This window comes from Neobacillus niacini, assembly GCF_048572935.1.
In the GTDB taxonomy this organism is placed as follows: domain Bacteria; phylum Bacillota; class Bacilli; order Bacillales; family Cytobacillaceae; genus Neobacillus; species Neobacillus niacini.
This window is the reverse complement of the sequence record NZ_CP183883.1, coordinates 3,089,473-3,112,053: the sequence shown is the minus strand read 5'-3', so window position 1 is coordinate 3,112,053 and position 22,581 is coordinate 3,089,473. Positions and strand designations below refer to the sequence as shown.

Annotated in this window: 23 protein-coding genes; 7 read left to right on the top strand and 16 right to left on the bottom strand. The window is 37.7% G+C overall.

From position 1 onward, the window contains the following. Window position 1 precedes the first annotated feature (1 nt). Complete coding sequence (locus tag ACN6MT_RS15320; protein WP_419886932.1) at window positions 2-724, bottom strand: polysaccharide deacetylase family protein; 723 nt, start codon at window positions 722-724, stop codon at window positions 2-4. Window positions 725-843: 119 nt separating this feature from the next. Between ACN6MT_RS15320 and ACN6MT_RS15315 the strand changes: the two genes are divergently transcribed. The 3 genes from ACN6MT_RS15315 to ACN6MT_RS15305 all read left to right on the top strand — a co-directional run bounded on the left by ACN6MT_RS15315 (window position 844) and on the right by ACN6MT_RS15305 (window position 3,378). Next, complete coding sequence (locus ACN6MT_RS15315) at window positions 844-1,632, top strand: HAD family hydrolase (protein WP_419886931.1); 789 nt, start codon at window positions 844-846, stop codon at window positions 1,630-1,632. Between the two features lie 172 nt (window positions 1,633-1,804). Further along, window positions 1,805-2,803, top strand: a complete 999-nt coding sequence (locus ACN6MT_RS15310) for a MerR family transcriptional regulator (RefSeq protein ID WP_419886930.1) — start codon at window positions 1,805-1,807, stop codon at window positions 2,801-2,803. Window positions 2,804-2,853: 50 nt separating this feature from the next. After that, window positions 2,854-3,378: a MerR family transcriptional regulator gene (locus ACN6MT_RS15305; RefSeq protein ID WP_419886929.1), complete on the top strand. Its 525-nt coding sequence runs from the start codon at window positions 2,854-2,856 to the stop codon at window positions 3,376-3,378. 34 nt (window positions 3,379-3,412) lie between these two features. Here the strand turns inward: ACN6MT_RS15305 and ACN6MT_RS15300 are convergent, their stop codons facing one another. Continuing rightward, window positions 3,413-4,387, bottom strand: coding sequence for an acyltransferase family protein (locus tag ACN6MT_RS15300; RefSeq protein WP_419886928.1), 975 nt, complete (start codon window positions 4,385-4,387; stop codon window positions 3,413-3,415). A gap of 278 nt (window positions 4,388-4,665) precedes the next feature. Here ACN6MT_RS15300 and ACN6MT_RS15295 point away from each other — a divergent pair, with 278 nt between their 5' ends. Then, window positions 4,666-5,652 carry an NAD(P)H-dependent flavin oxidoreductase gene (locus ACN6MT_RS15295; RefSeq protein ID WP_419886927.1) on the top strand — a complete coding sequence of 329 codons (987 nt, stop codon included), beginning with the start codon at window positions 4,666-4,668 and terminating at the stop codon, window positions 5,650-5,652. Window positions 5,653-5,684: 32 nt separating this feature from the next. Here ACN6MT_RS15295 and ACN6MT_RS15290 read toward each other — a convergent pair whose 3' ends face one another. Together ACN6MT_RS15290 and ACN6MT_RS15285 are read right to left on the bottom strand one after the other, a co-directional pair. Then, window positions 5,685-6,170, bottom strand: coding sequence for a nitroreductase family protein (locus tag ACN6MT_RS15290; RefSeq protein WP_419886926.1), 486 nt, complete (start codon window positions 6,168-6,170; stop codon window positions 5,685-5,687). 178 nt (window positions 6,171-6,348) lie between these two features. Beyond that, the gene (locus ACN6MT_RS15285) at window positions 6,349-7,074 is read right to left on the bottom strand and encodes a M50 family metallopeptidase (protein ID WP_419956448.1); all 726 of its coding nucleotides are present in this window, start codon (window positions 7,072-7,074) and stop codon (window positions 6,349-6,351) included. 209 nt (window positions 7,075-7,283) lie between these two features. Between ACN6MT_RS15285 and ACN6MT_RS15280 the strand changes: the two genes are divergently transcribed. Next, window positions 7,284-8,408, top strand: a complete 1,125-nt coding sequence (locus ACN6MT_RS15280; RefSeq protein ID WP_419886925.1) for an ABC transporter ATP-binding protein — start codon at window positions 7,284-7,286, stop codon at window positions 8,406-8,408. After that, window positions 8,408-9,961 (top strand): glycine betaine ABC transporter substrate-binding protein, encoded by a 1,554-nt coding sequence (locus ACN6MT_RS15275; RefSeq protein WP_419886924.1) that lies wholly within the window; start codon window positions 8,408-8,410, stop codon window positions 9,959-9,961. Before ACN6MT_RS15280 ends, ACN6MT_RS15275 begins: the two co-directional genes overlap by 1 nt. A 52-nt stretch (window positions 9,962-10,013) precedes the next feature. Here the strand turns inward: ACN6MT_RS15275 and ACN6MT_RS15270 are convergent. After that, a protein-coding gene (locus ACN6MT_RS15270; protein WP_419886923.1) for an IS3 family transposase occupies window positions 10,014-11,194 on the bottom strand; the annotation gives its coding sequence in 2 pieces (ribosomal slippage) (window positions 10,014-10,906 and window positions 10,906-11,194; 1,182 coding nt in all). 99 nt (window positions 11,195-11,293) lie between these two features. After that, a complete protein-coding gene (locus ACN6MT_RS15265) occupies window positions 11,294-11,911 on the bottom strand; it encodes a TrkA C-terminal domain-containing protein (protein ID WP_419886922.1) in 618 nt (205 codons plus the stop codon). 193 nt (window positions 11,912-12,104) lie between these two features. Here ACN6MT_RS15265 and ACN6MT_RS15260 point away from each other — a divergent pair, with 193 nt between their 5' ends. Further along, entirely contained in the window at window positions 12,105-12,701 is a 597-nt protein-coding gene (locus ACN6MT_RS15260) for a hypothetical protein (RefSeq protein WP_419886921.1), read from the top strand. Between the two features lie 121 nt (window positions 12,702-12,822). On the opposite strand, the gene ACN6MT_RS15255 is transcribed toward ACN6MT_RS15260, so the two are convergent. From ACN6MT_RS15255 to ACN6MT_RS15210, 10 genes are all read right to left on the bottom strand, one after another. Beyond that, the gene (locus tag ACN6MT_RS15255; protein ID WP_419886920.1) at window positions 12,823-14,184 is read right to left on the bottom strand and encodes an aspartate kinase; all 1,362 of its coding nucleotides are present in this window, start codon (window positions 14,182-14,184) and stop codon (window positions 12,823-12,825) included. Between the two features lie 141 nt (window positions 14,185-14,325). Next, window positions 14,326-14,943, bottom strand: coding sequence for an NUDIX hydrolase (locus ACN6MT_RS15250; protein WP_419886919.1), 618 nt, complete (start codon window positions 14,941-14,943; stop codon window positions 14,326-14,328). 134 nt (window positions 14,944-15,077) lie between these two features. After that, window positions 15,078-16,235, bottom strand: a complete 1,158-nt coding sequence (locus ACN6MT_RS15245; protein ID WP_419886918.1) for a homogentisate 1,2-dioxygenase — start codon at window positions 16,233-16,235, stop codon at window positions 15,078-15,080. A 4-nt stretch (window positions 16,236-16,239) separates the two neighbouring features. Continuing rightward, on the bottom strand, window positions 16,240-17,166 hold the full coding sequence (locus ACN6MT_RS15240; RefSeq protein WP_419886917.1) for a fumarylacetoacetate hydrolase family protein: 927 nt from the start codon (window positions 17,164-17,166) through the stop codon (window positions 16,240-16,242). A 16-nt stretch (window positions 17,167-17,182) separates the two neighbouring features. Continuing rightward, window positions 17,183-17,791, bottom strand: coding sequence for a flavin reductase family protein (locus ACN6MT_RS15235; RefSeq protein ID WP_419886916.1), 609 nt, complete (start codon window positions 17,789-17,791; stop codon window positions 17,183-17,185). Between the two features lie 80 nt (window positions 17,792-17,871). After that, on the bottom strand, window positions 17,872-18,987 hold the full coding sequence (gene hppD / locus ACN6MT_RS15230) for a 4-hydroxyphenylpyruvate dioxygenase (RefSeq protein WP_419886915.1): 1,116 nt from the start codon (window positions 18,985-18,987) through the stop codon (window positions 17,872-17,874). Between the two features lie 298 nt (window positions 18,988-19,285). Then, window positions 19,286-20,080 (bottom strand): ABC transporter ATP-binding protein, encoded by a 795-nt coding sequence (locus ACN6MT_RS15225; protein ID WP_419886914.1) that lies wholly within the window; start codon window positions 20,078-20,080, stop codon window positions 19,286-19,288. After that, a complete protein-coding gene (locus ACN6MT_RS15220) occupies window positions 20,073-21,086 on the bottom strand; it encodes an ABC transporter permease (RefSeq protein WP_034675945.1) in 1,014 nt (337 codons plus the stop codon). The genes ACN6MT_RS15225 and ACN6MT_RS15220 overlap by 8 nt, the downstream gene beginning before the upstream one ends. A 108-nt stretch (window positions 21,087-21,194) precedes the next feature. Continuing rightward, window positions 21,195-22,190: an ABC transporter substrate-binding protein gene (locus ACN6MT_RS15215; RefSeq protein ID WP_034675948.1), complete on the bottom strand. Its 996-nt coding sequence runs from the start codon at window positions 22,188-22,190 to the stop codon at window positions 21,195-21,197. A gap of 201 nt (window positions 22,191-22,391) precedes the next feature. After that, window positions 22,392-22,538 (bottom strand): hypothetical protein, encoded by a 147-nt coding sequence (locus ACN6MT_RS15210; protein ID WP_157411757.1) that lies wholly within the window; start codon window positions 22,536-22,538, stop codon window positions 22,392-22,394. Window positions 22,539-22,581 lie beyond the last annotated feature (43 nt).

Genomic DNA, 22,581 nt, shown 5'->3' with positions numbered 1-22,581 from the left:
ATTATTTAACCATAGCAGCAAACTCTTCGAGAGTGGTAGAATACTTTACATACACACGAGGAAGGTAAAAAAGCTCGTTTTTAAGCCCCTTCTTAGTAAATAGTTCTGGTGTTGTAGTTAATCCGAATGAATAATATTTCTTCACTTCAGAAGTCACTCGATCATTAACGTTTCCATATGGATATGCGAGAGCAATGACAGGTTTTCCAGTAATTCTCTCAATTTTTTCCTTTGATCCCTTTAATTCATATTGAAGATTATCTGACTTTGTCAAATCAGGATGTGTAGCTGTGTGGGACTGAACAGATATAATACCGGATGCTGCCATCACTTTTAACTCAGACTGAGATAATCGATTGGAAAGACCAATAAAATCAGAAATGACAAAAAAGGTCGCTGACGGCTTAAATTGGTTATCTTTTAGTTTTTGAAGGATTTCAAATGCATGTTGATTATTCTTATAACCATCATCAAATGTTATAAAAATAGGTTTGTTATAATTCCCAATATCGTTCCATCTCTCAAATGTTAATAAAGTATATCCTTTATTTTTCAAAAAAAGCATTTGTTTTTCGAAATTCTTTGGTGTTACAAATAACTCCTTCGATCCTTGACCCTTATATTCATTAATTGAATGGTAAATTAAAATTGGTACCTTCTGCTGTGCTACTGCATGCGCCGGAAGGCTAATAAATAACAGAAAAAAGATTATATTTCTTAACATAACTGTTAGATTCCCCTTTTTGCCGAAGTTATCTGGTACTATTATTCCCACTAGGATTATTTTATCTATAAGTTATAAATGGTAAACTAAAAAACATACATCAAAAAAGGAGCATGACAATGTCTAAATATAAAGTTTTATTTTTAGATATTGATGGAACCATCATCAAGTCTGATGATTCCATTGATAAAACTACCATCACAGCGATTCAGCAGGCTCAAAAAGCCGGGATAGAGGTTTTCCTAGCAACAGGCAGACCCTTACACGAAATAAGAGAGCTTGCAGATCTGTTAAAGGTTAACTCACTTATCGGGTATAATGGTGCTTTCGCCATTTATCAAGGTAAGGACCTCTTCCGGGAACCGATGAAAAAGGAAAGTGTTAAACAATTCATTGACATAGCGAAAAAGAATCAACATGAACTGGTTTTCTATACCAAGGATCAAAATATATTCACTGACCTAGAAGCAGATTGTGTGAAAGAATTTATCGTGAAGTTCCATTTACATAAAAACGACACTTATTTACCAACAAGCGATTATGAGGTTCTTGGAATGACCTTAATAAACGTTGAATCTGAGGAAATAGCTTTATATAAAATGGAAGATGAAATTCACTTATCCCAAGTAAACCTTGAAGGAATGCGACATTGTTATGATGTCATTAGAGACAAAGTCAATAAAGGGATTGCCGTTCAGTACATACTTGAGCATTTGGGTCTTTCAAAGGAAAGTGCTATTGCGTTTGGAGACGGCTTAAATGATAAAGAAATGCTGATGAGTGTCGGTGAAGGGTTTGCGATGGGAAATGGTCATCCTGACCTCTTTCAATATGTGAAACATAAAACTACAACCGTAAATGATTCAGGAATTTTTAACGGATTAAAAATCCTAGGGATTGTTGAATAAACAAAAGCTGTGCATTGCGCACAGCTTTTTTTGCATAAATTTGTTGGTATTTCGTGTTATACGTCTTGTTTTGATAGCTTTTGTCACCCTGCAGGAAAATGAGGGGTTTCATAGAGAATTTACTATCAAGAGCTGTTTTACCGTAAATTAGATAGAAGGGATTTGAATACTTATGAGAACTTTCACATTAAAGGAAGTTTCCAAAAAAATAAATGTTAAACCTGCTACATTAAAGAAATGGGAAGAAGAACTTGAAGAATTTTTAGATATTCCTCGTACCAAACAAGGAGCTAGAATTTATTCACAAGTAGAAATAGATTTACTTTTAGAAATTAAAGAACTGCATGATAAAAAACTAAATACGACAATGATTTTACAAACCCTACGTGGCGAAACTGATATTGAAAACATAATTTCTGAACTGGAAGATGAAATCTATCTTCCTGATGATATAGCTGCTGATTTTGTTGAAGAACTTTCCCAATCCGAAGAAGAAGTTTCTGAAGCTGCAGTAGAAATCTCTGAACCGGTAGAAGAAATTCCCGGGCCAGAAGTCCAAGAGTTGGCAATTGCTGCCCAAGAACGAACTCCTGTACCGAATGAGGAGCTTGCCATTAAAAATGCCGATGAATTTTTCGTGGCTATGGATCACTACAAACAAACTTTCTTAAATGAAGTAAAAGAGGAAATTAGAAATGTTCTCCGAAAGGAAGTCGTTGAAGAGGTTAAAAAGGAAATTGCAGATGGCACACATTATACGGTTAATACTCTTTCTGAATCAATTACTAAGTCCACAGAAACAACAAAAGCTGAATTTCAACATCTAACTGGCCATCTAGAAAAAAATGCAGAACAGACAACCGATAGACTGCTTTATTTATCAAAAAGTATCGTCAATGCCTCTCACGAAACTTCAGAGGAGATTTATACACTATCAAAGCAATTATCTCAATCCACAGAAGAACTGGCGCATTATGTAGATATTACAAATACAGAAATCTTTAACCTAACGGAAGTGATTGAAATCGACCGTTTTGAGCGTGGCAAAGAACGAGACCAATTCCGCCATGAAATTACTCAAAGAGAAGCAGCCTTTCAGGATTTGTTAACAAGTTTTCGAGATGTAGCCGCGGCAAAAGAGAAGAAATGGTGGAAATTTTGGGAGTCATAGAGTATTGACACTTGCTGCTTTAGTCAAAATTTTAAGCGGGAGGAATGATGATGAATACCAACCAAGTTGCAAAATTATTAGGTGTTTCAGCTAGTACCATACAGCGATGGGTAAAACAGCTAGAACTGCCGATGGAACGGAATGAGCGAGGACATTATCATTTTAATAATGAGGATATACAACTTCTAAAAAATATTCAGACACAAATCCAAAATGGAACTTTGCTTCAAGAAATTACTCCGGTACAAGAAAAGAAAGTTAGGAAAGGAACAGTAAAAGCAATGGAAAGCAATGCTGAACTTGAAAGATTGTATTCCATTGTCAGTGAACTAGAAGCAAAGGTGAATTCAAAAGCAGACTCTGTTGCCTCCTACCAGCTGCTCCAGCACCGTAGAGAAATAGAAGAATTACAAAGCCAAGTCGTAGACTTAACTAAACAAGTGAAATCCCTGGAGTTACAGCTTCATGAGATTAAGAAAATCACCCTGCCAGAAAAACCACTACCCTTGGACAAAGGAAACCTTAATCGAAAAAAGAAGACATTTGTTAGTTCGTTATTTGGATTTTTAGGATAGAAAAAAGCCGAATGTGTTGTGAACACATTCGGTTTTATATTTTCAACTCGACAAGCGGCCGGGTATATTTTTTTATCATATAACTTCCCAGAACCATACAAATCATGAAGGAGAAGGCTAATAGGAATAAATAATTTTCTGTGAAGGCGTTCGGTAATATGGCTTGAATAGATTTAATAATAAACCCATGGAATAAATAAACATATAGCGTTCTCTCACCGATTTTAGTTATTCGATACTGATTAGAAGGGATTAACGGCAAGAAGCCAAACACTACAATTAACGTTAAACCATATTGCATTGCACGCAGCAACCCATCACTAAGCTGCATTCCTCCCATATTTTCATACGAGGTATCTCCTAACAGCCACGGAACGGCATCCTGAGGAAAACTAAATCCAAAAAATAGAAACGTCATGGAAATAATGACTACTCCAGCTGGAACCGCAAATTTCGCCCCTATGATCCGTTTTAGGTGGTCCCCATTTAATAAGAACCCTAATAGGAAATAAGGAAAGAAAACAAAGGTCCGAGATATACTCATAAAACTACCTGCATCCTCGAAATAACCTACTGTGATTCCGAGTATTACAGCAATCAACAATCCAACCCATTTCAATCTTGCAAACACATAAAGTAATAAATTCCAAAAGAATAAACTTAATAAAAACCACAATGACCAATGCGGCTGGAACAAATCAAATTCAAGTGTTTTTTCCTTTCCCACTAGAAAGTAAAAAACAGAATAGATGATTTGAAAAATAAAATAAGGAACCAAGATTTTTTGAATAGTTTTCAGCAAGTACCCTTTCTTTTTAAACCCTTTAGCGAAATAGCCAGATATCATAATAAATGCTGGCATGTGAAAAAGAAAGATCACCGTATATAAGGTAAATAAAACTTTATCCTGTTCCTTATACGGGCTAATCATATGCCCGAAAACAACAAGAAAAATTAATATAAATTTGGCATTATCAAAATATTTACTCCTGCTTGTTGCGGAAGCCATTCTATCCCTCCTTTAAATTTTCACACAAAGTTATATTGAAAAAATTCCACACCTATTTTACACTATTTTACCCTATTAATGTTACAAAGACATTGAATAAAAGTTACTTTCTGTTTCGAGTAAATTACAATTTCAAAATAATAATAGTAATGTCCTATGCTTTTATAACTATTTGGTAATATATTCTATAACCTACTTTTATGACCTGATGATAAAAATCACATACACAAATGAGAATTGGTGGTAATATGCAGAGTAAGTTCTAAATTCTTAAATAAATGAAATGGGGTTATAAATTGAATTTTCCACAATTAAAAATTGCACATATTATGCCAAAGGTACCCATTTTCCAAGGCGGTATGGGAGTCGGTATTTCATTAAGCAAATTAGCTTCAGCCGTAGCAAATGCTGGCGGTGTTGGAATCATTTCAGGTACTGGTATTTCAACGGATGAAATGCGCGAACATATTAGAAAAGCAAAAAGTTTAGTCCAAGATGCCGGATATATCGGCGTAAATGTATTGTTCGCAATGAATGATTTTGCAGAAAAGATGAAAGCAGCACTTGAAGAAAAGGTGGATTTTATTATTTCCGGAGCAGGCATTTCAAGGGATATGTACGCTTGGGGGAGACAGGCTGGCATTCCTGTCATTTCAATTGTTTCTTCAGCTAAATTAGCAAGAATTTCAGAGAGACTTGGAGCTGCAGCTGTAGTGGTTGAGGGATTTGAAGCTGGTGGACATCTTGGTACGGACAGACCTATGTTTGATATTCTTCCGGAGGTAGTGGAAGCTGTATCCATCCCTGTCCTAGCCGCTGGTGGAATCATGACGGGCGAAGATATTGCGAAAGCTATTTCCATGGGTGCTGCTGGGGTTCAAATGGGAACAAGGTTTGTGGCCAGTGAGGAATGTGACGCTCCTAATTCATTCAAACAGAAATATGTGGACGCTCGAAAAGAAGATACAGCTCTCGTTAAAACAACAGTAGGTTTGCATGGAAGAGTGATCGTTAATAACTTTGCAAAATTGATCAGCGGTACCGACAAATTAAAAATTGCCAAGTGCCATGATTGTTTGAAAAATTGCTCTTATCGCTTCTGTACCCTTGATTCCCTGCTTACAAGCATGGGAGGAGATGTCGAAAATGGACTTGTCTTTGCAGGTGCAAGAGTAGATGAAATCAAGGATATTCTACCCGTACAACAAATTATTAATAATCTTACATTGGAATATCAAAATGCCGTTAAAAGACAATACACTTAATGAAAAAAGACAACCATTCGGTTGTCTTTTTGCTAAGGTAAATTTGTTATTTTATTCTGGATTGATTTTCTTGGTTTTGGGTCTGGTACAATCTCCGGATAGCCAATTCCGATTACACCAATGAGGTCATAATTGTCAGGAACTCCTAGAACTTGGCGGTTTTTTACTGTTATTCCAATTGATGACCAGAATGTTCCTACCCCACAAGACCAGGCTGCTAAATTAAAGTTTTGCACAAAACAAGCTGTTGCTAACGCGTTTTCCTCTTTTTCAACTAAGGTTGCTCCGTGTTTGGATAACACAGCCATTAGTACAGGCGCATTCCCAAAATTCGTCTTATGATTCAGTTTTCCCCTTGTATCTGGACCTATAAAGTACACTTCCCACGGTTCAGTCATTCGGTGATTTGGAGCCATTGTAGCTGCCTCCAGCCAGGAATAGATTAAGTCTAGTTGAACAGCTTCAGATTTGAACTTTTTAATATTCCTGCGGCTTTTTATGATAGCAAGGATATCCATTATAGCCCTCTCCCTTATAAATATAATTAAAGTCATTTTTTCACATTAATCTAACCTATGTTCTTTCCACTTTCTTATTCCTATTAATGGAGAGAATGCTCGCCAATCTGAACTGCACCTCCATTATTAGTTTAGTGTCTAATAAGTTGGGGGCAGTTCAACCCAGCTAGCTTTTTGGTTAGTATTCTTTTGTTCCTTCCAGCTGATAATTATGCTGTATTACACCCTCTCCTAAGCGGAATAAGCCCTTTATAAAACTAAGTATAATGAAAAAAATTGATTGGGCAAAGAAGAAAATCCCCCATCCTTGCGCTGGAATAATCCCCGTTAATTGTGATAAGTTGGTTGCGTCTCCTGCTGCATGCGGCTGAATCAAACTAATGACGAAGATATCATATGCTGTACTAACAGATTCCACTAATAAAATTGAAGCAATTAACAACACTATATTGTGAACGACCTTTTTACTTCCTTTAATAAGTAATCCTAAAAACAATAGTCCGAACGATGCGAGCCAGAATAAACCATATGGGTTACGCACCCAAACTATCAAATTTATTACGATGACTCCTAATAGCATATCGATAAAAAGTATATTTTTTTTCTTTTTAATTAACCAAAACGATACATATGCGATTAACGAAGCGATTGTATACCCTGCCGCACAAGTAATAAAATTGATAATCCAAATCGATTCTGTTCCGTGTGTTACTCCGTCTGCATTCATGTACAATGAAATCGACTCTATATTACCCCCAAATAAAGCCATAAATGCGTGACCAGATTCATGGATCACCGTATTTATGATTCTAAAATAATCACCAATTATCGGTATTTGTAATAAAACGAATGCCAACCCAATGAAGAGGAAAAATTTCATACTAAGTTTTTCTCTTAAAAACACCAATTTACTTCCCCTCATTTCATCCAATTTGCCTATTTTATCACCATTTTAACACCTTTCTTTATATTCTGAAATTTTTTACACTCAACTACTTTTTTGCAACAAAGTGAGCTTCGGAAAGAACAAGTATTCGACAAACCAACAACTTTTATGTTAACATTAGGTTGTTGCAAATTACGTACAATGATTTTTTTCAAGGAGGAATGACTTTGATTGAGTTTAAAAACATAGTCAAGAAATACAGAAATAAAACGATTATTAAGCCCTTCTCTATTGATATCGACGCAGGTCAATTAGTTGTTTTTATCGGACCCAGCGGATGCGGAAAAACCACATTACTGAAAATGATCAACAAATTAATCCAGCCATCTGCAGGTAAGATTTTTGTTAATGGTAATGATATTTCCAATATGGATGCCATCGAGCTAAGAAGAAATATCGGCTATGTCATTCAAAATACCGGTCTCTTCCCTCATATGTCGATTAGAGAGAATTTGGAATTAATCCCAAAACTTAAAGGTGAAGACCCCGCTAAAATTGCTAAAAAAACAGAGGAACTACTCCAGGTAGTTGGATTAAACCCTGCTGAATATTTAGACAGATTTCCAAAGGAATTAAGTGGTGGTCAACAGCAAAGGGTCGGGGTAGCAAGAGCCTTTTCAACGGATTCAGATATTATCTTAATGGATGAGCCCTTTAGTGCATTGGACCCTGTGACAAGGAACTCACTTCAAGACGAACTTGTTCAAATGCAAAAGGAGCTTAACAAAACCATCATTTTCGTCACCCACGATATGGACGAAGCAATTAAAATAGCGGATAAGATTTGTATTTTAAAAGATGGTGATATTCTACAATTTGACACCCCTGAAAATATTCTCAAGAACCCAGCTAATGAATTTGTCGAAGGATTTATCGGGAAAAGACGAGTTTGGAATAACCCTGAATTATTAATGGCTGAAGATATTATGATACCTAACCCTGTAAAAATCACCACGAAGCGAACCGTATTACAGGCAATTGAAATCATGAAAGCGAATAAGGTCGACAGCTTAATGGTGACGGACAAAAATAATATATTAATAGGTTTGGTGACATTAAAAGGAATCCAATTACTAAACCGTAATTCGGAGATTGATAGTGTTATGGAGAAAAATGTTCTAGCTGTTTCCGAGGATCATAACTTAATTTCCATTTTGGCAACGATGAATGAACATAAAATTGGCTATGTGCCGGTTATCAATCACTCGAAGCAATTAACTGGACTCATCACAAGAAGCAGTATTTTATCGGCTTTAAGCAGCCAACTAATTGATTTGGAGGTGGCCTTTTAATGGGTGATTTTTATAATTATTTAAGTTCGAACTATGAACAGATTATTAATTTATTAGGTCAACATATTTATTTGAGTATTATTTCCGTCTTAATTGCAGTTATTATTGGTATTCCGCTTGGCATTTTAATTTCAAGAGAACCAAAGCTGTCAAAGCCAATTATCGGTACAACCAACGTCATTCAGGCAGTACCAAGTTTAGCCTTACTAGGATTCTTAATACCCTTTATTGGTATTGGAAGTACGCCTGCCATAGTTATGGTGGTTCTTTATTCCCTGCTTCCAATCGTAAAAAACACCTATACAGGATTAACAAATATTGACGCAGACATTCTGGAAGCCGCCAAAGGTATCGGTCTGACCAAGAGTCAAACGATGAAAAAGGTTCAGCTGCCGCTAGCCTTTCCGATGATTATGGCGGGTATCAGAATTTCAGCCGTAACAGCTGTCGGATTGATGACAATCGCAGCATTTGTTGGTGCAGGCGGTCTTGGTTACCTTGTGTTCTCTGGTGTACAAACCGTTGACAATTATATGATTCTCGCCGGAGCTATCCCTGCATGTATACTTGCCCTGCTGATTGACTTTGTGGTTGGTAAACTTGAAACATCATTTTCATATACGAATAAGCGAAAATCAGCAACGAAAACTAGTAAAAATGGAAAGCGGTTCGTAATCGCCACTGCTAGTATTTTCGTAGTAGCTGTTGGAGCTTTCACTATTTATTCAAAAGCAAGTGCAGGGGACAAAATTGTGATTGGTTCTAAAAATTACAGCGAACAGCTGATTTTAGGTCATATGATGGCCGATTTAGTAGAAGGTAAGACGGATATTGAAGTAGAAAGAAAAATGAATCTAGGCGGCTCACAGGTAGCATTTAGCGCAATTAAAAATGGTGATGTAGATATGTATGTTGAATACACAGGAACGGGTCTTGTAAATATCCTTAATCAAAGTCCACAAAGCGACCCAGATCAGGTGTATGACTATGTAAAAAAAGAATTCAAAAATAAATATGGAATTGACATGTTAAAACCACTTGGATTCAATAACACCTATGCATTGGCGGTACGTCAAGATACGGCTCAACAATACAATTTAAACACTATATCAGACCTTGCCAAAGTAAGTGAAACAATGATTATGGGACCTACCATCGAATTTCCAAATCGAGAAGATGGATTAATTGGACTTTCAAAAACCTATAATTTAAACTTTAAAGAAGTAAAGGCAGTAGACGGAGGATTGCGTTACACCGCTCTTGACAATCATAAAAGTGATGTTATTGATGCCTTTTCAACGGACGGATTAATTGAGGAATTTGGACTGAAAGTGTTAGAGGATGATAAAAACTTCTTCCCTCCTTATTATGCAGTACCAATTGTGAAAGAAGAGACATTAAAGGAATACCCAGAACTTAAAGAAGCACTTAATTCCCTTGCTGGCAAACTTACTGATGATAAAATGAGAGCACTTAATTACAAAGTTGACAGCCTCAAGCAATCACCAAGAAAAGTGGCGACAGATTTCCTAAAAGAAGAAGGGTTATTGTAGAAAAAAGCCGGCAATGTGGTCTTACCCCTGTCAAGTAGACAGCTTAAAAAAACTATGCGACTAACGCGTGTCGGTATTCAACTGGCGCGCGTTTGTTTAGTTTCTTCTGAAAACGTTTGTAATTATAGTGGTAAATGTAATCTTCAATTGCTTGTCTAATCTCATCTTCTGTTTTACACTGTTCTATATACAACTTCTCTGTTTTAAGGTGCGAAAAGAAGGATTCGATGCAGGCGTTATCCAGGCAGTTTCCTTTGCGAGAGTGGCTGCCTTTTACGCCATATTCTTCTAGTCGTTTGTTGTATAGCTTAGACGTATACTGAAAGCCTTGATCTGAATGTAGAACGGCTTCAGCTGCGTCTTTTTTGCTTGTCCATTGAGAAACAGTATTTAAGACAAGTTCAAGGTCATTTCTTCTTGATAACTCCCATGCTACAACTTCATTATTAAACAAATCTTGAATGACCGATAAATAATAAAATTGCTTACCATCCGAAACGTATGTAATATCTGTAACCATCTTTTGATTAGGAGCTATTGCCTCGAATTTTCTATTAAGACGATTAGGCTGTATCACAGAAGGTGTGTGTCCATGTCGTTTCCTCTTTTTGCGTATGATAGCTTGAATCTCCATTTCCTTCATAAGACGGTATACCTTTTTATGATTAATTGAATAATCGTTTTCATTTAACCAGGTAGTCATACGAGGGTATCCAAATTCAGGATGAAGTAAATGAATCCCCATCATGTGTTCTCGTATATCCTGATCTTGTTTGGCTCTTTCTAATCTATCTTTCTGAGTAGCCCTCCACTTATAGTAACTAGCTGGCTTAACATAAGCGATCTCTAACAACCAGGTGATACGATGGGTATCTTTTAATCCATCAATGATCTCATATTTGATTTGTTGAGCGATTTCCTCTCCTCCTTTACCAGATTTGGATACTGCTTTTTTAAATAATCCACCTGCGCTTTCAAATAATCTCTTTCTTCTTCGACAGATTTAAATATGGTACGTGGCCTACCTTTGAACGGACTAGTAGCTCCAACTCTTGTATCAAACTGTTCCCCATCTTTCCACTTCCTAACCCAAACTTTAAGTTGAGTACAATTCTTAATGCCAAGTTCTTCAGCTAAAACCGCATAACTTTTATTTCCATTGATATACTTCATAACTGCTTGTAACTTAAATTCATCAGTATAACTCTTAAACTCTTGTCCCTTTTTAGCCATTGAAAAATCCCCTCCAAGTTTAAGTGTACCACCCACAATAACTATTGTGGTTTTTTTACACTGTCTACTTAAAGGGGATAATATCAATGCCGGCTTTTTTTAATCCTCCATAAAATGGACAACTCTCTCATAAGTTTCATCATCACCAATAATAAGAAGTACATCCCCCTCTAAAATCAGTGCATATGGCCCTGGAGAGATTATCAATTCACCTTTTCTCTTCATTCCAATAACTGTGCCCCCAGTGTTTTGCCAAAATTTCACCTCTGAAATCGTTTGACCAATATGTACACAGCCGGGCAATACCTCTACCTCAATCGGTGCTAATGGATTGGTATGCCGAAGCTTTGTTGAATAATCCATGATTTTTCGAACTGAATCAAATAGCTGCTCATCAATTTTCTCTCTCTCTACTATAAGAGAGTTTATCTCTTTTTCAAGATCCTTAATACTCGCCAAATTCGAAAATCGATGAATATATTTATAGGCATTTTCCCGCGAGGAAATAACAATCCCGCTGCCTTTTGTCGATTTAACAATCTCCACATCTTCTAATATCTTGATTGCTCTTCTTACCGTCTCTGGTGAAACCTTATATTCACTTGCCAATGTCGATCTCCCGTGAATTTTTTCACCTACTTTAAATTTCCCATCGTAAATGCGATTTGCTAAATCAATTGCTATCCGCTCATAAGTTGGTATTTGTGCCCTCTGCATATATTCCTCCACGAAACTGCGTCCATGATATTTTATATTTACACTATACGCTAAAAATAGTGTCGAAGCGAATTGGAAAACAAACATAGAAAAGAATCTCCAGTTCCCTTTTCTTTCTTTTTGAAAATTTAGGGTGAGGTAGCCAGGAAATGGTTATAATCTTAATATCCGCATTCTACCAGAGGTGAAATGAATGAATCGAAAGCTTGTCCTTTTACTAAGTATTCTCTATATTGCATTTATGGCTATCCTATTTTTTCATTATCGATCGGAAGGCGAATCTTTTAAATCAACCGTTGCCATCGGCGGAATGTTTTGTGGAGCTGTTCCATTTCTCTTAGCCCTATTCACAAAGCTCCAGTTCAATTTACCCATTGTTATTTCCTATTTACTTTTCTTGGTTGGATCACAATATTTCGGATCTATCCGGGGGTGGTATAGCCTTGGCTGGTGGGATACCTTCCTACATTTCCTTAGTGGTGCCATTCTTGCGTTTTCTGGAATTGCACTATATGAACGATTGGTTCATCGAGATGCTGAGGAGGAAATATCCCCTTGGATCATCTTCCTGTTCACCTTATCCTTTGCCGCTTTAGGCGGTGTGATATGGGAAATCTATGAGTTTAGCTCTGATCAATTTTTCAATATGACGCTGCAAGGCGGGGGCAACGACGATACCATGGTTGATTTAATCTCTGATACAGGAGGCGGGCTTATCATTGCCGTCTGGGCTGGGGTACGAACAAAAATTAAATTAAGGAAAAGTCATCATCGTCCTCAGTTATCATAATCGAATTTCTGTGCGATGATATAGTTGGATTAACACCGATATATGATAAAAACTGAAACAAGGAACAAATCTACAACAAAAAAAGCAGTCTAAAATTTAATTTAGAGCTGCTTTTTCCATTTTATACAGGTACTGCCGCAAAAAACTCATCGTACAGAGCTTGAACGGCTCTTTTTTCATCGACTTGTTTTACACCAAACATCATACTTACCTCGGATGAACCTTGGTTAATCATTTCAATATTCACTTCTGCCTTCGCTAACGCTTTAGATGCCCGTGCCATTGTTCCGACATTTCGGCGCATTCCTTCACCTACCACCATAATCAGTGAAAGGCTATGCTGGACTCTTACCTCGTCAGCATGTAACTCTGACTCTATTCTCCAGATAATTTCATTTTCCATGTCAGGGTCAAGCTGAGCTTCTCTCAGAATGACAGATACATCATCAATCCCTGAAGGTGTGTGTTCATATGACAATCCATACTCTTCCAAAATACTCAAAAGCTTTCGCCCAAACCCAATTTCTCTATTCATTAAGTATTTGCTAACGTAAATGCTACAGAACCCTTTATCACTTGCGATACCTACAACAGGTCCGTTCGTATTATCACGTGAATACACGATTCGTGTCCCTGGTGCAACTGGATTATTCGTGTTCTTAATCTGCACTGGGATACCTGCACGAAAAGCCGGTACAAGTGCCTCGTCATGAAGCACTGAAAATCCTGCATAAGATAATTCTCGCATTTCGCGGTAGGTTAACTCTTTGATTTCCTTGGGATTATATACAAGATTTGGATTAACAGAAAATACAGCGTCCACATCCGTAAAATTCTCATATAGAGTCGCTTTAATCCCGTTGGCTAAAATCGAACCCGTTATATCGGAACCACTTCGTGAGAACGTAAAAACTTCACCTTGTTTGCTATAGCCGAAAAATCCTGGAAAAATGATGATTCCTGGAATTTGACGTAATGAGTATAACTTCTCATACGATTCTGGTAGTACCTGTGCATTACCTGGTTCGTCACTTACAAGCAAACCTGCTTCCCTTGGATTTATATACGTTGCCTCTACGCCCTGCTCCCTAAAGTATGCCGCTACTAATTTCGCATTATTATCCTCTCCACTTGCTTTTACAAGATCCATAAAGCGGTCTGGCTTACTGCGGTCTCCATTTAATCTCTCTGATAAATCGTGATGTATTTCACTAATTATCTCATTAGGGAGAGCTAACTCTGCTGCAATGGAGGCATACCTGGAAATAACGGCGTTAAACTTTTCCTCTGGATTGCTATCTTGCAAACATAACTCAGCGCACTCAATCAACAAGTCCGTTACCTTCTCATCTCCAGCAAACCTCTTTCCAGGAGCAGAAACAACCACTACTTTCCGCTCAGAATCGGACATCACAATCCGAAAAACTTTTTCGACTTGTTCTCCTGACGCTAAAGAGGATCCACCAAACTTTACTACCTTCATCACAACATCACCTATCCCAAAAAGTATAATCTTAATTTTAATCCTATTCAGAAAATAATCAAGTGTTTTTTTCTTCCTCTAAAAGACATTTGTATTTCTGAGAAGGACAAAAACCAGTGAAAATTATCCATTGGGATAATTTCACTGGTTTAATATATCGATAAAATGGGAAAGGATTTTTGCTGTAAGCCCCCAAATCGCCTTCTCTTCATAAAGATAAAAGTATTCATCTATTGCGCGAGTCCGCCAATTGTAATTCTCACCACCAACAATTAAATCAAATGGAAAGTTTTCCTCTGGCTCCACCTTAAAATTTATATGATAAATATCCGGATCATTTTCAATAAAATACGTTAAAGGTACTGTAAAAATTTCTCCTACTTCTGCAACATTTGGCTGTATCTTTTCTGGTTCTTTAATAATTGCTGCAAAAGGATAAATCATCATTCCAAAAGGGGAAATCATGAAGTCAAGTGGATATACCTCTGATAAGTTTTCTCTGTTTATTCCTAATTCTTCAATTGTTTCCCTAATTGCTGCATTTTTCTCATCTATATCCTCCGGGTCAATTCTGCCCCCCGGGAAACAAATTTCACCGGGCTGCCTCCTAAGCTGGAGGGAACGTACCTCAAACAAAACATGAATCCCATCCTCTTTTTGGATAAGTGGTACCATTATGGCATATTTTGAGAATTTATCACTTCCTAAAATGTTGGGTGTATGATTTTTTAATTTCGATTGAACAGTTTCAAAATTCATGATTTTCACCTCCTATGTAAAAGTCTACATAACCATACTATCATTTACTATTTATATAATGCTTATCTTATTATTTTTATCTAACAAAAAACAACCCAATTTTTTATTATTGGATTGTTCTTAATAAATGATTGTTATTTTTCCACCCATGAAAACATATAATCTGGGTCCTCTATTAAATTTGCTGATTCAACAACTTTAAGCGGATGGAAGGTATCAATCATAACTGCTAGTTCCAGTGTTTCTTTTTTTCCAATGCTAGCTTCTGTCTTTCCTGGATGCGGACCATGTGGAATACCGCTTGGATGTAGAGTAATCGACTCCAACTGCACCCCTTTGCGGCTCATGAAATTCCCTTTAACATAGTAAAGAAGTTCGTCACTATTTACATTACTATGATAATACGGAGCAGGTATGGCTTCTGGATGATAATCAAACATTCTAGGGACAAACGAACAAACGACAAAATTATTCCCTTCGAAGGTTTGATGAACGGGAGGCGGCTGATGAACTCTTCCCGTTATTGGTTCAAAATCCTCTACGTTAAAAGCCCAAGGGTAGAGGTATCCATCCCATCCGACCACATCGAAAGGATGATGACCTACTATATGTGAATGAAGCGTTCCCCTTGATTTTGTTACAATTTCAAACTCACCTTTTTCATCAAAGGTCTCGAGTATATCGGGTCCACGAAAATCGCGTTCACAGAATGGACTGTGCTCTAGCATTTGTCCATATTCATTTCGATACCTTCTTGGCGTTGTAATTTGGCTGAAAGATTCTATGAACAGTAACTTTGTATTTTCCTTCTTATCTGGAATCAATCGATAAATGGTTCCAATAGGGATTACTAGATAATCGCCTGCTCGATAAGATAATGTCCCAAACATGGTCTCAAGTTTACCTGAACCGTAGTGCACAAACATCATTTCATCTCCATCACCATTGCGGTAATAGCTTTTCATTGGTTCATTTACAGAAGCTGTGCCGATTAATAAATCTTGATTTCCTAAAATATATTCTCTTGCTTCAAGAGCATCGCCTTTTTTTACAGTTTTGTTTGTTAAAAACAGGCGGTGCTTTAACGATGTTTGTTCCTCATATTCTGGCAGGTAGCTTCCAATCAACTCCGCTCTCCGTACTTCTGTTGGCATATGATGATGATAGAGAATGGATTGGGTCCCTGAAAAGCCGCGTGTACCCATTACCTGCTCACGAAAGAGAGTTCCATCGTCTTTTTTAAACATGGTGTGGCGTTTATGAGGAATCCTGCCCATTTGCCGGTAAAACATGATTTCACCTCGTTTCAATAATAGAATTCTTTAACACACCTAGCCTATCAATCTCTAATTCAACGACGTCACCCGGCTGCAGCCAGCGATGGACCTCTGTACCAAGTTCAAGGATACATCCGGTCCCGACTGTACCAGATCCTATCATCTCCCCTGGATAGAGAGTAACGCCCGCTGAGGCCCTCTCAATCATCTCACCGAAAGAATAGTAGATATCTTTCATATTTCCTTCAGAAAGTAGGTTCCCATTAATCCTGGCCTTCATACTTATGTCAAAGCCTTTACCCGATCTTAATAGAGCCATCTCGTCCTTAGTAACAATCCATGGTCCTATTGAGGTTGCAAAATCCTTTCCCTTTGCAGGCCCTAATCCTACCTTCATTTCCCGCCTTTGAAGATCCCGTGCGCTCCAGTCATTAAGAATACAATAACCAAAAACATAATCGTCTGCTTCTTCGGCAGTGATATTTCTCCCCTGCTTTCCTATAATGCAAGCAACTTCAAGCTCATAATCCAGCCATTCACATTCGACAGGCTTTATAATCTTGTCCTCAGGACCCGTAATCGCCAGATGATTTGAAAAGTAAAAAACAGGAATTTGATACCATTCCGGAATCATTTTTAGACCCCTGTTCTCCCTGGCAGATTTCACATGCTGTTCAAAGGCATAGAAATCTCGGAAGCTTTTTGGGTGTGGCAGTGGGGGCAGTAACCTAATATCATTTTGTGCATATACACCTTTATCACCTAAGGATAACTGTAAAAGACCCTCGGTTCTTTTCAAATTACTCTCACTATGCTCAAGATATTCGATCATATTTCCTGGTAGCTTTCCATTCGTAGCTTCATGCATATCAACGACTAGGTCAGACTCCAACAGCACTCCAGACCTTATATTTCCATCTCTTTTTTTAAAGGTTACGAATCTCATATAGTCACCTAGTTTCCTATTTCCTAATTATATCGAACGTTTTTCCTAATGGATTGGTATACGTATTCCCTGCCATTCTGCCAATAGGCTGTAGTTTTGCTGTATCAATTCTCCCATTCTGAATTAATTCATCCTCAACTTGTATATTCAAAACTTTACCAATTACTAAACTCCCTGCGCCTGGCTTGTCACCAAAATCCAACACCTGATAGAGCTCACACTCCAAATGTACAAGTGATTCTTTTATGCGAGGGACCATCACTTTTAGACTAGGTTCTTTAGTTAAACCTGCTACGTCCAGCTCATCCACTTCAGGCGGAAATTCTATGGCACAATCATTCATCTGCTTCGCCATGTTTTCACTGACGATATTGATGACAAATTGCTTTGTTTTTTCTATATTCACGAGTGTATCTTTTTTTGCCCCATCCCTCCCTCTTCTCATTGGTGAAAAACAGACGAGCATAGGATCGGCGCAGATGGCAGTAAAGAAACTAAAAGGTGCAGCATTGGCGTTTCCGTTCTCATCCACGGTTGACACAAACGCTATCGGACGTGGCAAAATAGAGCCAATTAGCAGCTTATAAGCGTCTCTCCATTCAAGTAAGTCTGGTGACACTTCCATTGTTCACACCTCTTTCCTTTAAACTCTTGAAAAAAGGGAGAAGCCTCTCCCTTTTTTCTTTCTGTACGTACTCCTGCCCCTTATAAGTTTCCTCTTAGGGCTTGTTCTCTTTCAATTGATTCAAATAATGCCTTAAAGTTTCCTTCACCAAATCCTCGTGCACCTTTACGCTGAATGATTTCGATGAATAATGTAGGTCTATCGACGATTGGCTTAGTGAATATTTGCAGCAAGTAGCCTTCATCATCACGATCAACTAAAATATTTAATTCACGCAGCTTCTCAATTTCTTCATCAATTTTGCCAATTCGCTGCCCTAAATCCTCGTAATAGGTGCTTGGTGTATTTAAAAACTCCACTCCATTCTTTTTCAAGGTGGATACAGTTGAGACAATATCCTCCGTTAGAATCGCGAGGTGCTGAACACCAGGACCATTATAGAATTCTAAATACTCTTGAATTTGTGATTTGCGTTTCCCTTCAGCAGGTTCGTTAATTGGGAACTTGATTCTGCCTCCATTATGCATAACCTTCGACATTAACGCGGAATACTCGGTCGTAATATCCTTATCTGTAAAATGCTTCATCTCTACGAATCCCATTACTTTAGAATAATATTCTACCCATTCTTCCATACGCTCCACATTACCGACCACATGATCAATACCAATTAATCCTGCATCCTCAATCGGAAGGTAAACGGAATATGGCTGATAGCCAGGCATAAAAACACCTTGGTAATTCTTGCGTTCTACTAACGTATGGATAGTATCTCCATATGTACCGAGAACGGCTTTTTTAATGGTCCCCTTCTCATCCTTTAACTCAAACGGAGGTACGAGGGCAATGCCGCCACGCTCTACTGCAGCACTATATGCCTTATCAACATCATCAACTAGTAGTGCAACATCTTTAACACCGTCACCATGATTTTTTACAAATTGAGCCGTACGAGTATCTTCTTTATAGGATCCTGTGAGGACTAAACGGATATTTCTTTGCTGGAGGACAAAGGAAACGGTTTCACGATTTCCCGTTTCAAGACCTGAGTAAGCTACCGGCTTAAACCCGAATGCTGTACAGAAAAAATGACAGGCTTGCTTCGCATTACCTGTGAAAATTTCGATATAGTCGACATCCCTAACAGGAAAAAAATCGTTTACAAGTTCTTCGGCTTTTAAGCGTTTTTCTTTCATTTATATTCCTCCTATTATCTTTTAATTAATAATATTCAGAATATATATTAAGTGATACTAACGTGTCCCATCAAGAGCAGGGGGTAAAGCAGTAACGCTTTTGTGTAACGAAGAAGGTCTGGTGATTTCCCCACTCCACTTTACCCAACGCCTGCCTCTTTGTCTTTTTCGGGCAAGTGAAACCTCTCCACTTTACCCAACTCCACCTCTTTGTCTTTTTCGGGCAAGTGAAACCTCTCCACTTTACTGATAAAACAAAAAAAGAAACAACCCTAAAAAAGGCTGTTTCTCAAAAGTTTTAGGACAAAACGGCACGGTCGCTGGCCATTTGCACTCCGCGAATGCGTTTAAATTCCTCTAATAATCCCTCAATAGTAAGGTTTTTCTTATCTTCAGCGTCTACTTCTAAAATGATTTGACCTTTATCCATCATAATTAAGCGATTTCCAAGATCAATCGCTTGCTGCATATTATGTGTTACCATTAACGTCGTAAGCTGATATTTCCCAACAATCTCACGCGTTAGATTAGTTATTAATTCCGCTCTTGATGGGTCCAGTGCAGCCGTGTGCTCATCAAGCAATAAAATTGAGGGTTCAGTAAAGGTTGCCATTAACAGTGATAATGCTTGTCGTTCTCCACCGGATAACAATCCAACCTTAGCACTTAACCGGTTTTCTAATCCAAGGTGCAATGATTCAAGCACTTCCCGAAAGTAATCACGTCTTTTTTTCGTGACGCCTCTCCTGGAGGTTCTCGTTTTATTTCGAGAATAGGCCATTGCCAAGTTTTCCTCGATCGTCATGCTAGGAGCAGTTCCTGCCATTGGATCCTGAAATACCCGTCCAATCATTTTCGATCGTTTATACTCTGACATGGTGGTTACATTTTTACCGCCAATTTGGATTTCACCAACATCGGGTACTAGTACCCCTGAAATAATATTCATTAGTGTTGATTTCCCAGCACCGTTACTTCCAATAACCGTAACAAAATCACCTGGTTTTAAGGTCAGATTAATATGATCAATAGCAATTTTTTCATCGGGGGTACCTTCATTAAATATCTTATGAATCTGATTTAATTCAAGCATGGTTCTCACCCTTTCGCTCAGCCGATGCTTGTAACATGTTCAGCTTTTCTTGTCTTCTCCGTGCTTTCCGCTTTTTCTCTTTAGAGTGATCAATCATTTTTGGTGCGGTTAAGGCGATGATGACAATTAATGCTGTTATCACCTTCATATCACCAGGATCTAGGAATTCCACCCTTAATGCAAGAGTAACCACAATACGATAGATAATGGAACCTCCGATAACCGCAAGAGTAGCACGCGCAATCGATTTCGTACCAAACAAGGCTTCACCGATGATAACAGAGGCTAAACCAATTACAATCATCCCGATACCCATACCTACATCCGCAAATCCACCTTGCTGTGCAATTAATGCGCCGGAAAATGCAACCAGAGCATTGGATAACCCGAGTCCTAGAATGGTAAGGAGATTCGTATTAGCAGAAAAACTGCGAATCATTTGTTTATTGTTACCAGTTGCTCTAACAGCAAGACCAATTTCCGTCTGTAAAAATAAATCCGTAAGCCATTTAATCACAAAGGTAACGATAATCATAAAAATTAAAATGCCCCATGTATCTGGAAGGCTGTCTCCAAGACCAACCATCGTTAGCAAACCATTTAAAAAAGAATCTACTCCCAAATTTTCGAAAATCCCACCGATTTGTGTGAATGAAGTTTCTGTATTTAACAAGGGAATGTTTGATCTTCCCATTATTCTAAGATTAATAGAATATAAGGCAATCATCATTAAAATACCTGAAAGCAAATTATTAATTTTTCCAAAGGTATGTAACAGTCCTGTTATACAACCTGCTGCAAACCCTGCAAATAGTGCTAATATCGTAGCTAAAAACGGGTTCACCCCGCCAGCTATCAAAACTGCTGACAAAGCTGCACCTGTTACAAAACTCCCATCCACCGTTAAATCCGGAAAATCCAGAATACGAAAGGAAAGATAGACGCCCAGTGCCATAATCGCGTAGATGATACCTGCTTCAAATGATCCAAATATGGCTATAAACATTGAGATCATCCTTTCTTTAAGTCTTTGTTCTAATTGTATAAATTCTTTAATGGAGTGATGAAGGAGTCAACCATATTAACGGCTGACTCCCAGCATTACAAAGAATTATTATTCACCTTCGTAAAACTCACCAAGGTCTTTCCATTCCTCTTTCACTTCTAGCCCTTGTGCTTCTGCAGCTTTTTTATTAATAACAAGTGTTAAACTGCTTGGTAATTCTACTGGGATTTCAGAAGGTTTCTTATTTCCGCTTAAAATTTCAGCAGCCATTAAACCTGATTGATATCCAATATCGAAATATTCAAATCCGCTCGCAGCAACTGCACCTTTTTTCATTGAATCTAACTCACCCACGAATAGAGGGATTTTTTTGCTGTTTGCAACCGAAATAACAGACTCAAGAGCAGAAACTACCGTATTATCTGTTGGAATATAGATAGCGTCAACACGACCAACTAAGGATTCAGCAGCCTGCTTTACTTCAGCAGATGTAGAGACAGACACTTCTACAAGCTTAGCACCTTTATCTTCAGCTAACTTTTTTACTTCTTCCACTTGAACGATAGAATTTTGTTCACCAGAATTATAGATAACACCAATTTCTTTTGCTTTAACCTCTTCAGTAATAAAATTTATCGTTTTTGCTGTTCCATCAGGATGATTGTCAGTTGTACCAGTGATATTTTCACCCGGCTGATCAAATGCCTTCACTAATTCAGCACCCACAGGGTCTGTTACAGATGTAAAAATAATTGGGATTTCCTTCGTTGCATTTAATGCGCCAGTAGCACTTGGAGTCGCATTTGCAAAAATAAGATCGACTTTATCACCGACAAAATTATTAGAGATTGTTTGAACATTGGCCGATTCACCTTGAGCATTTTGCTCGTCATACTCAACTTTAATGCCTTTATCTGCTAATGCCTTTTTAAAGCCTTCAGTGGCTGCATCCAATGATGGATGTGTAGCATATTGGGATATCCCAATTTTAAATACCTTTTCTCCTTCTTTTTCTGTTCCCCCAGCTGATTCTTTGCTGCCGCACCCAGCAAGCAACATCATTCCAGCTAAGGCAAAAGACAATGCCTTTACACCTTTTTTCATTTGTTACATCCCCCTAAAACTCATTTTTAATTTTTTAAAAATTTATTATATTATAAAAGTTATTCTAGTATTTTTTTAGAGTAAAAGCAATAGAATTACCTAAATTTATTTTTCCGCTTTAAAGCGACAAATTTTTCAACTATTATAAAAAATAAAAAGCCCCCAGAATATGAGAGCTTTAACGGTTACCTATACATTTTTCTAGTTAATTATATTTAATTTCCATTCCTGTGTTTGATCTAATAATTTATCGATTTCTATTTTTTTTAATTTACTTTTGATTTTCTCAGATGTTAGATTTGCAGTTTTTTCTAGCAGCTTATCGATATCAATCATAGTAGTTCCCATATCTAACCTCCATATTTTTAGTTACCACATGATTCGCAGCATT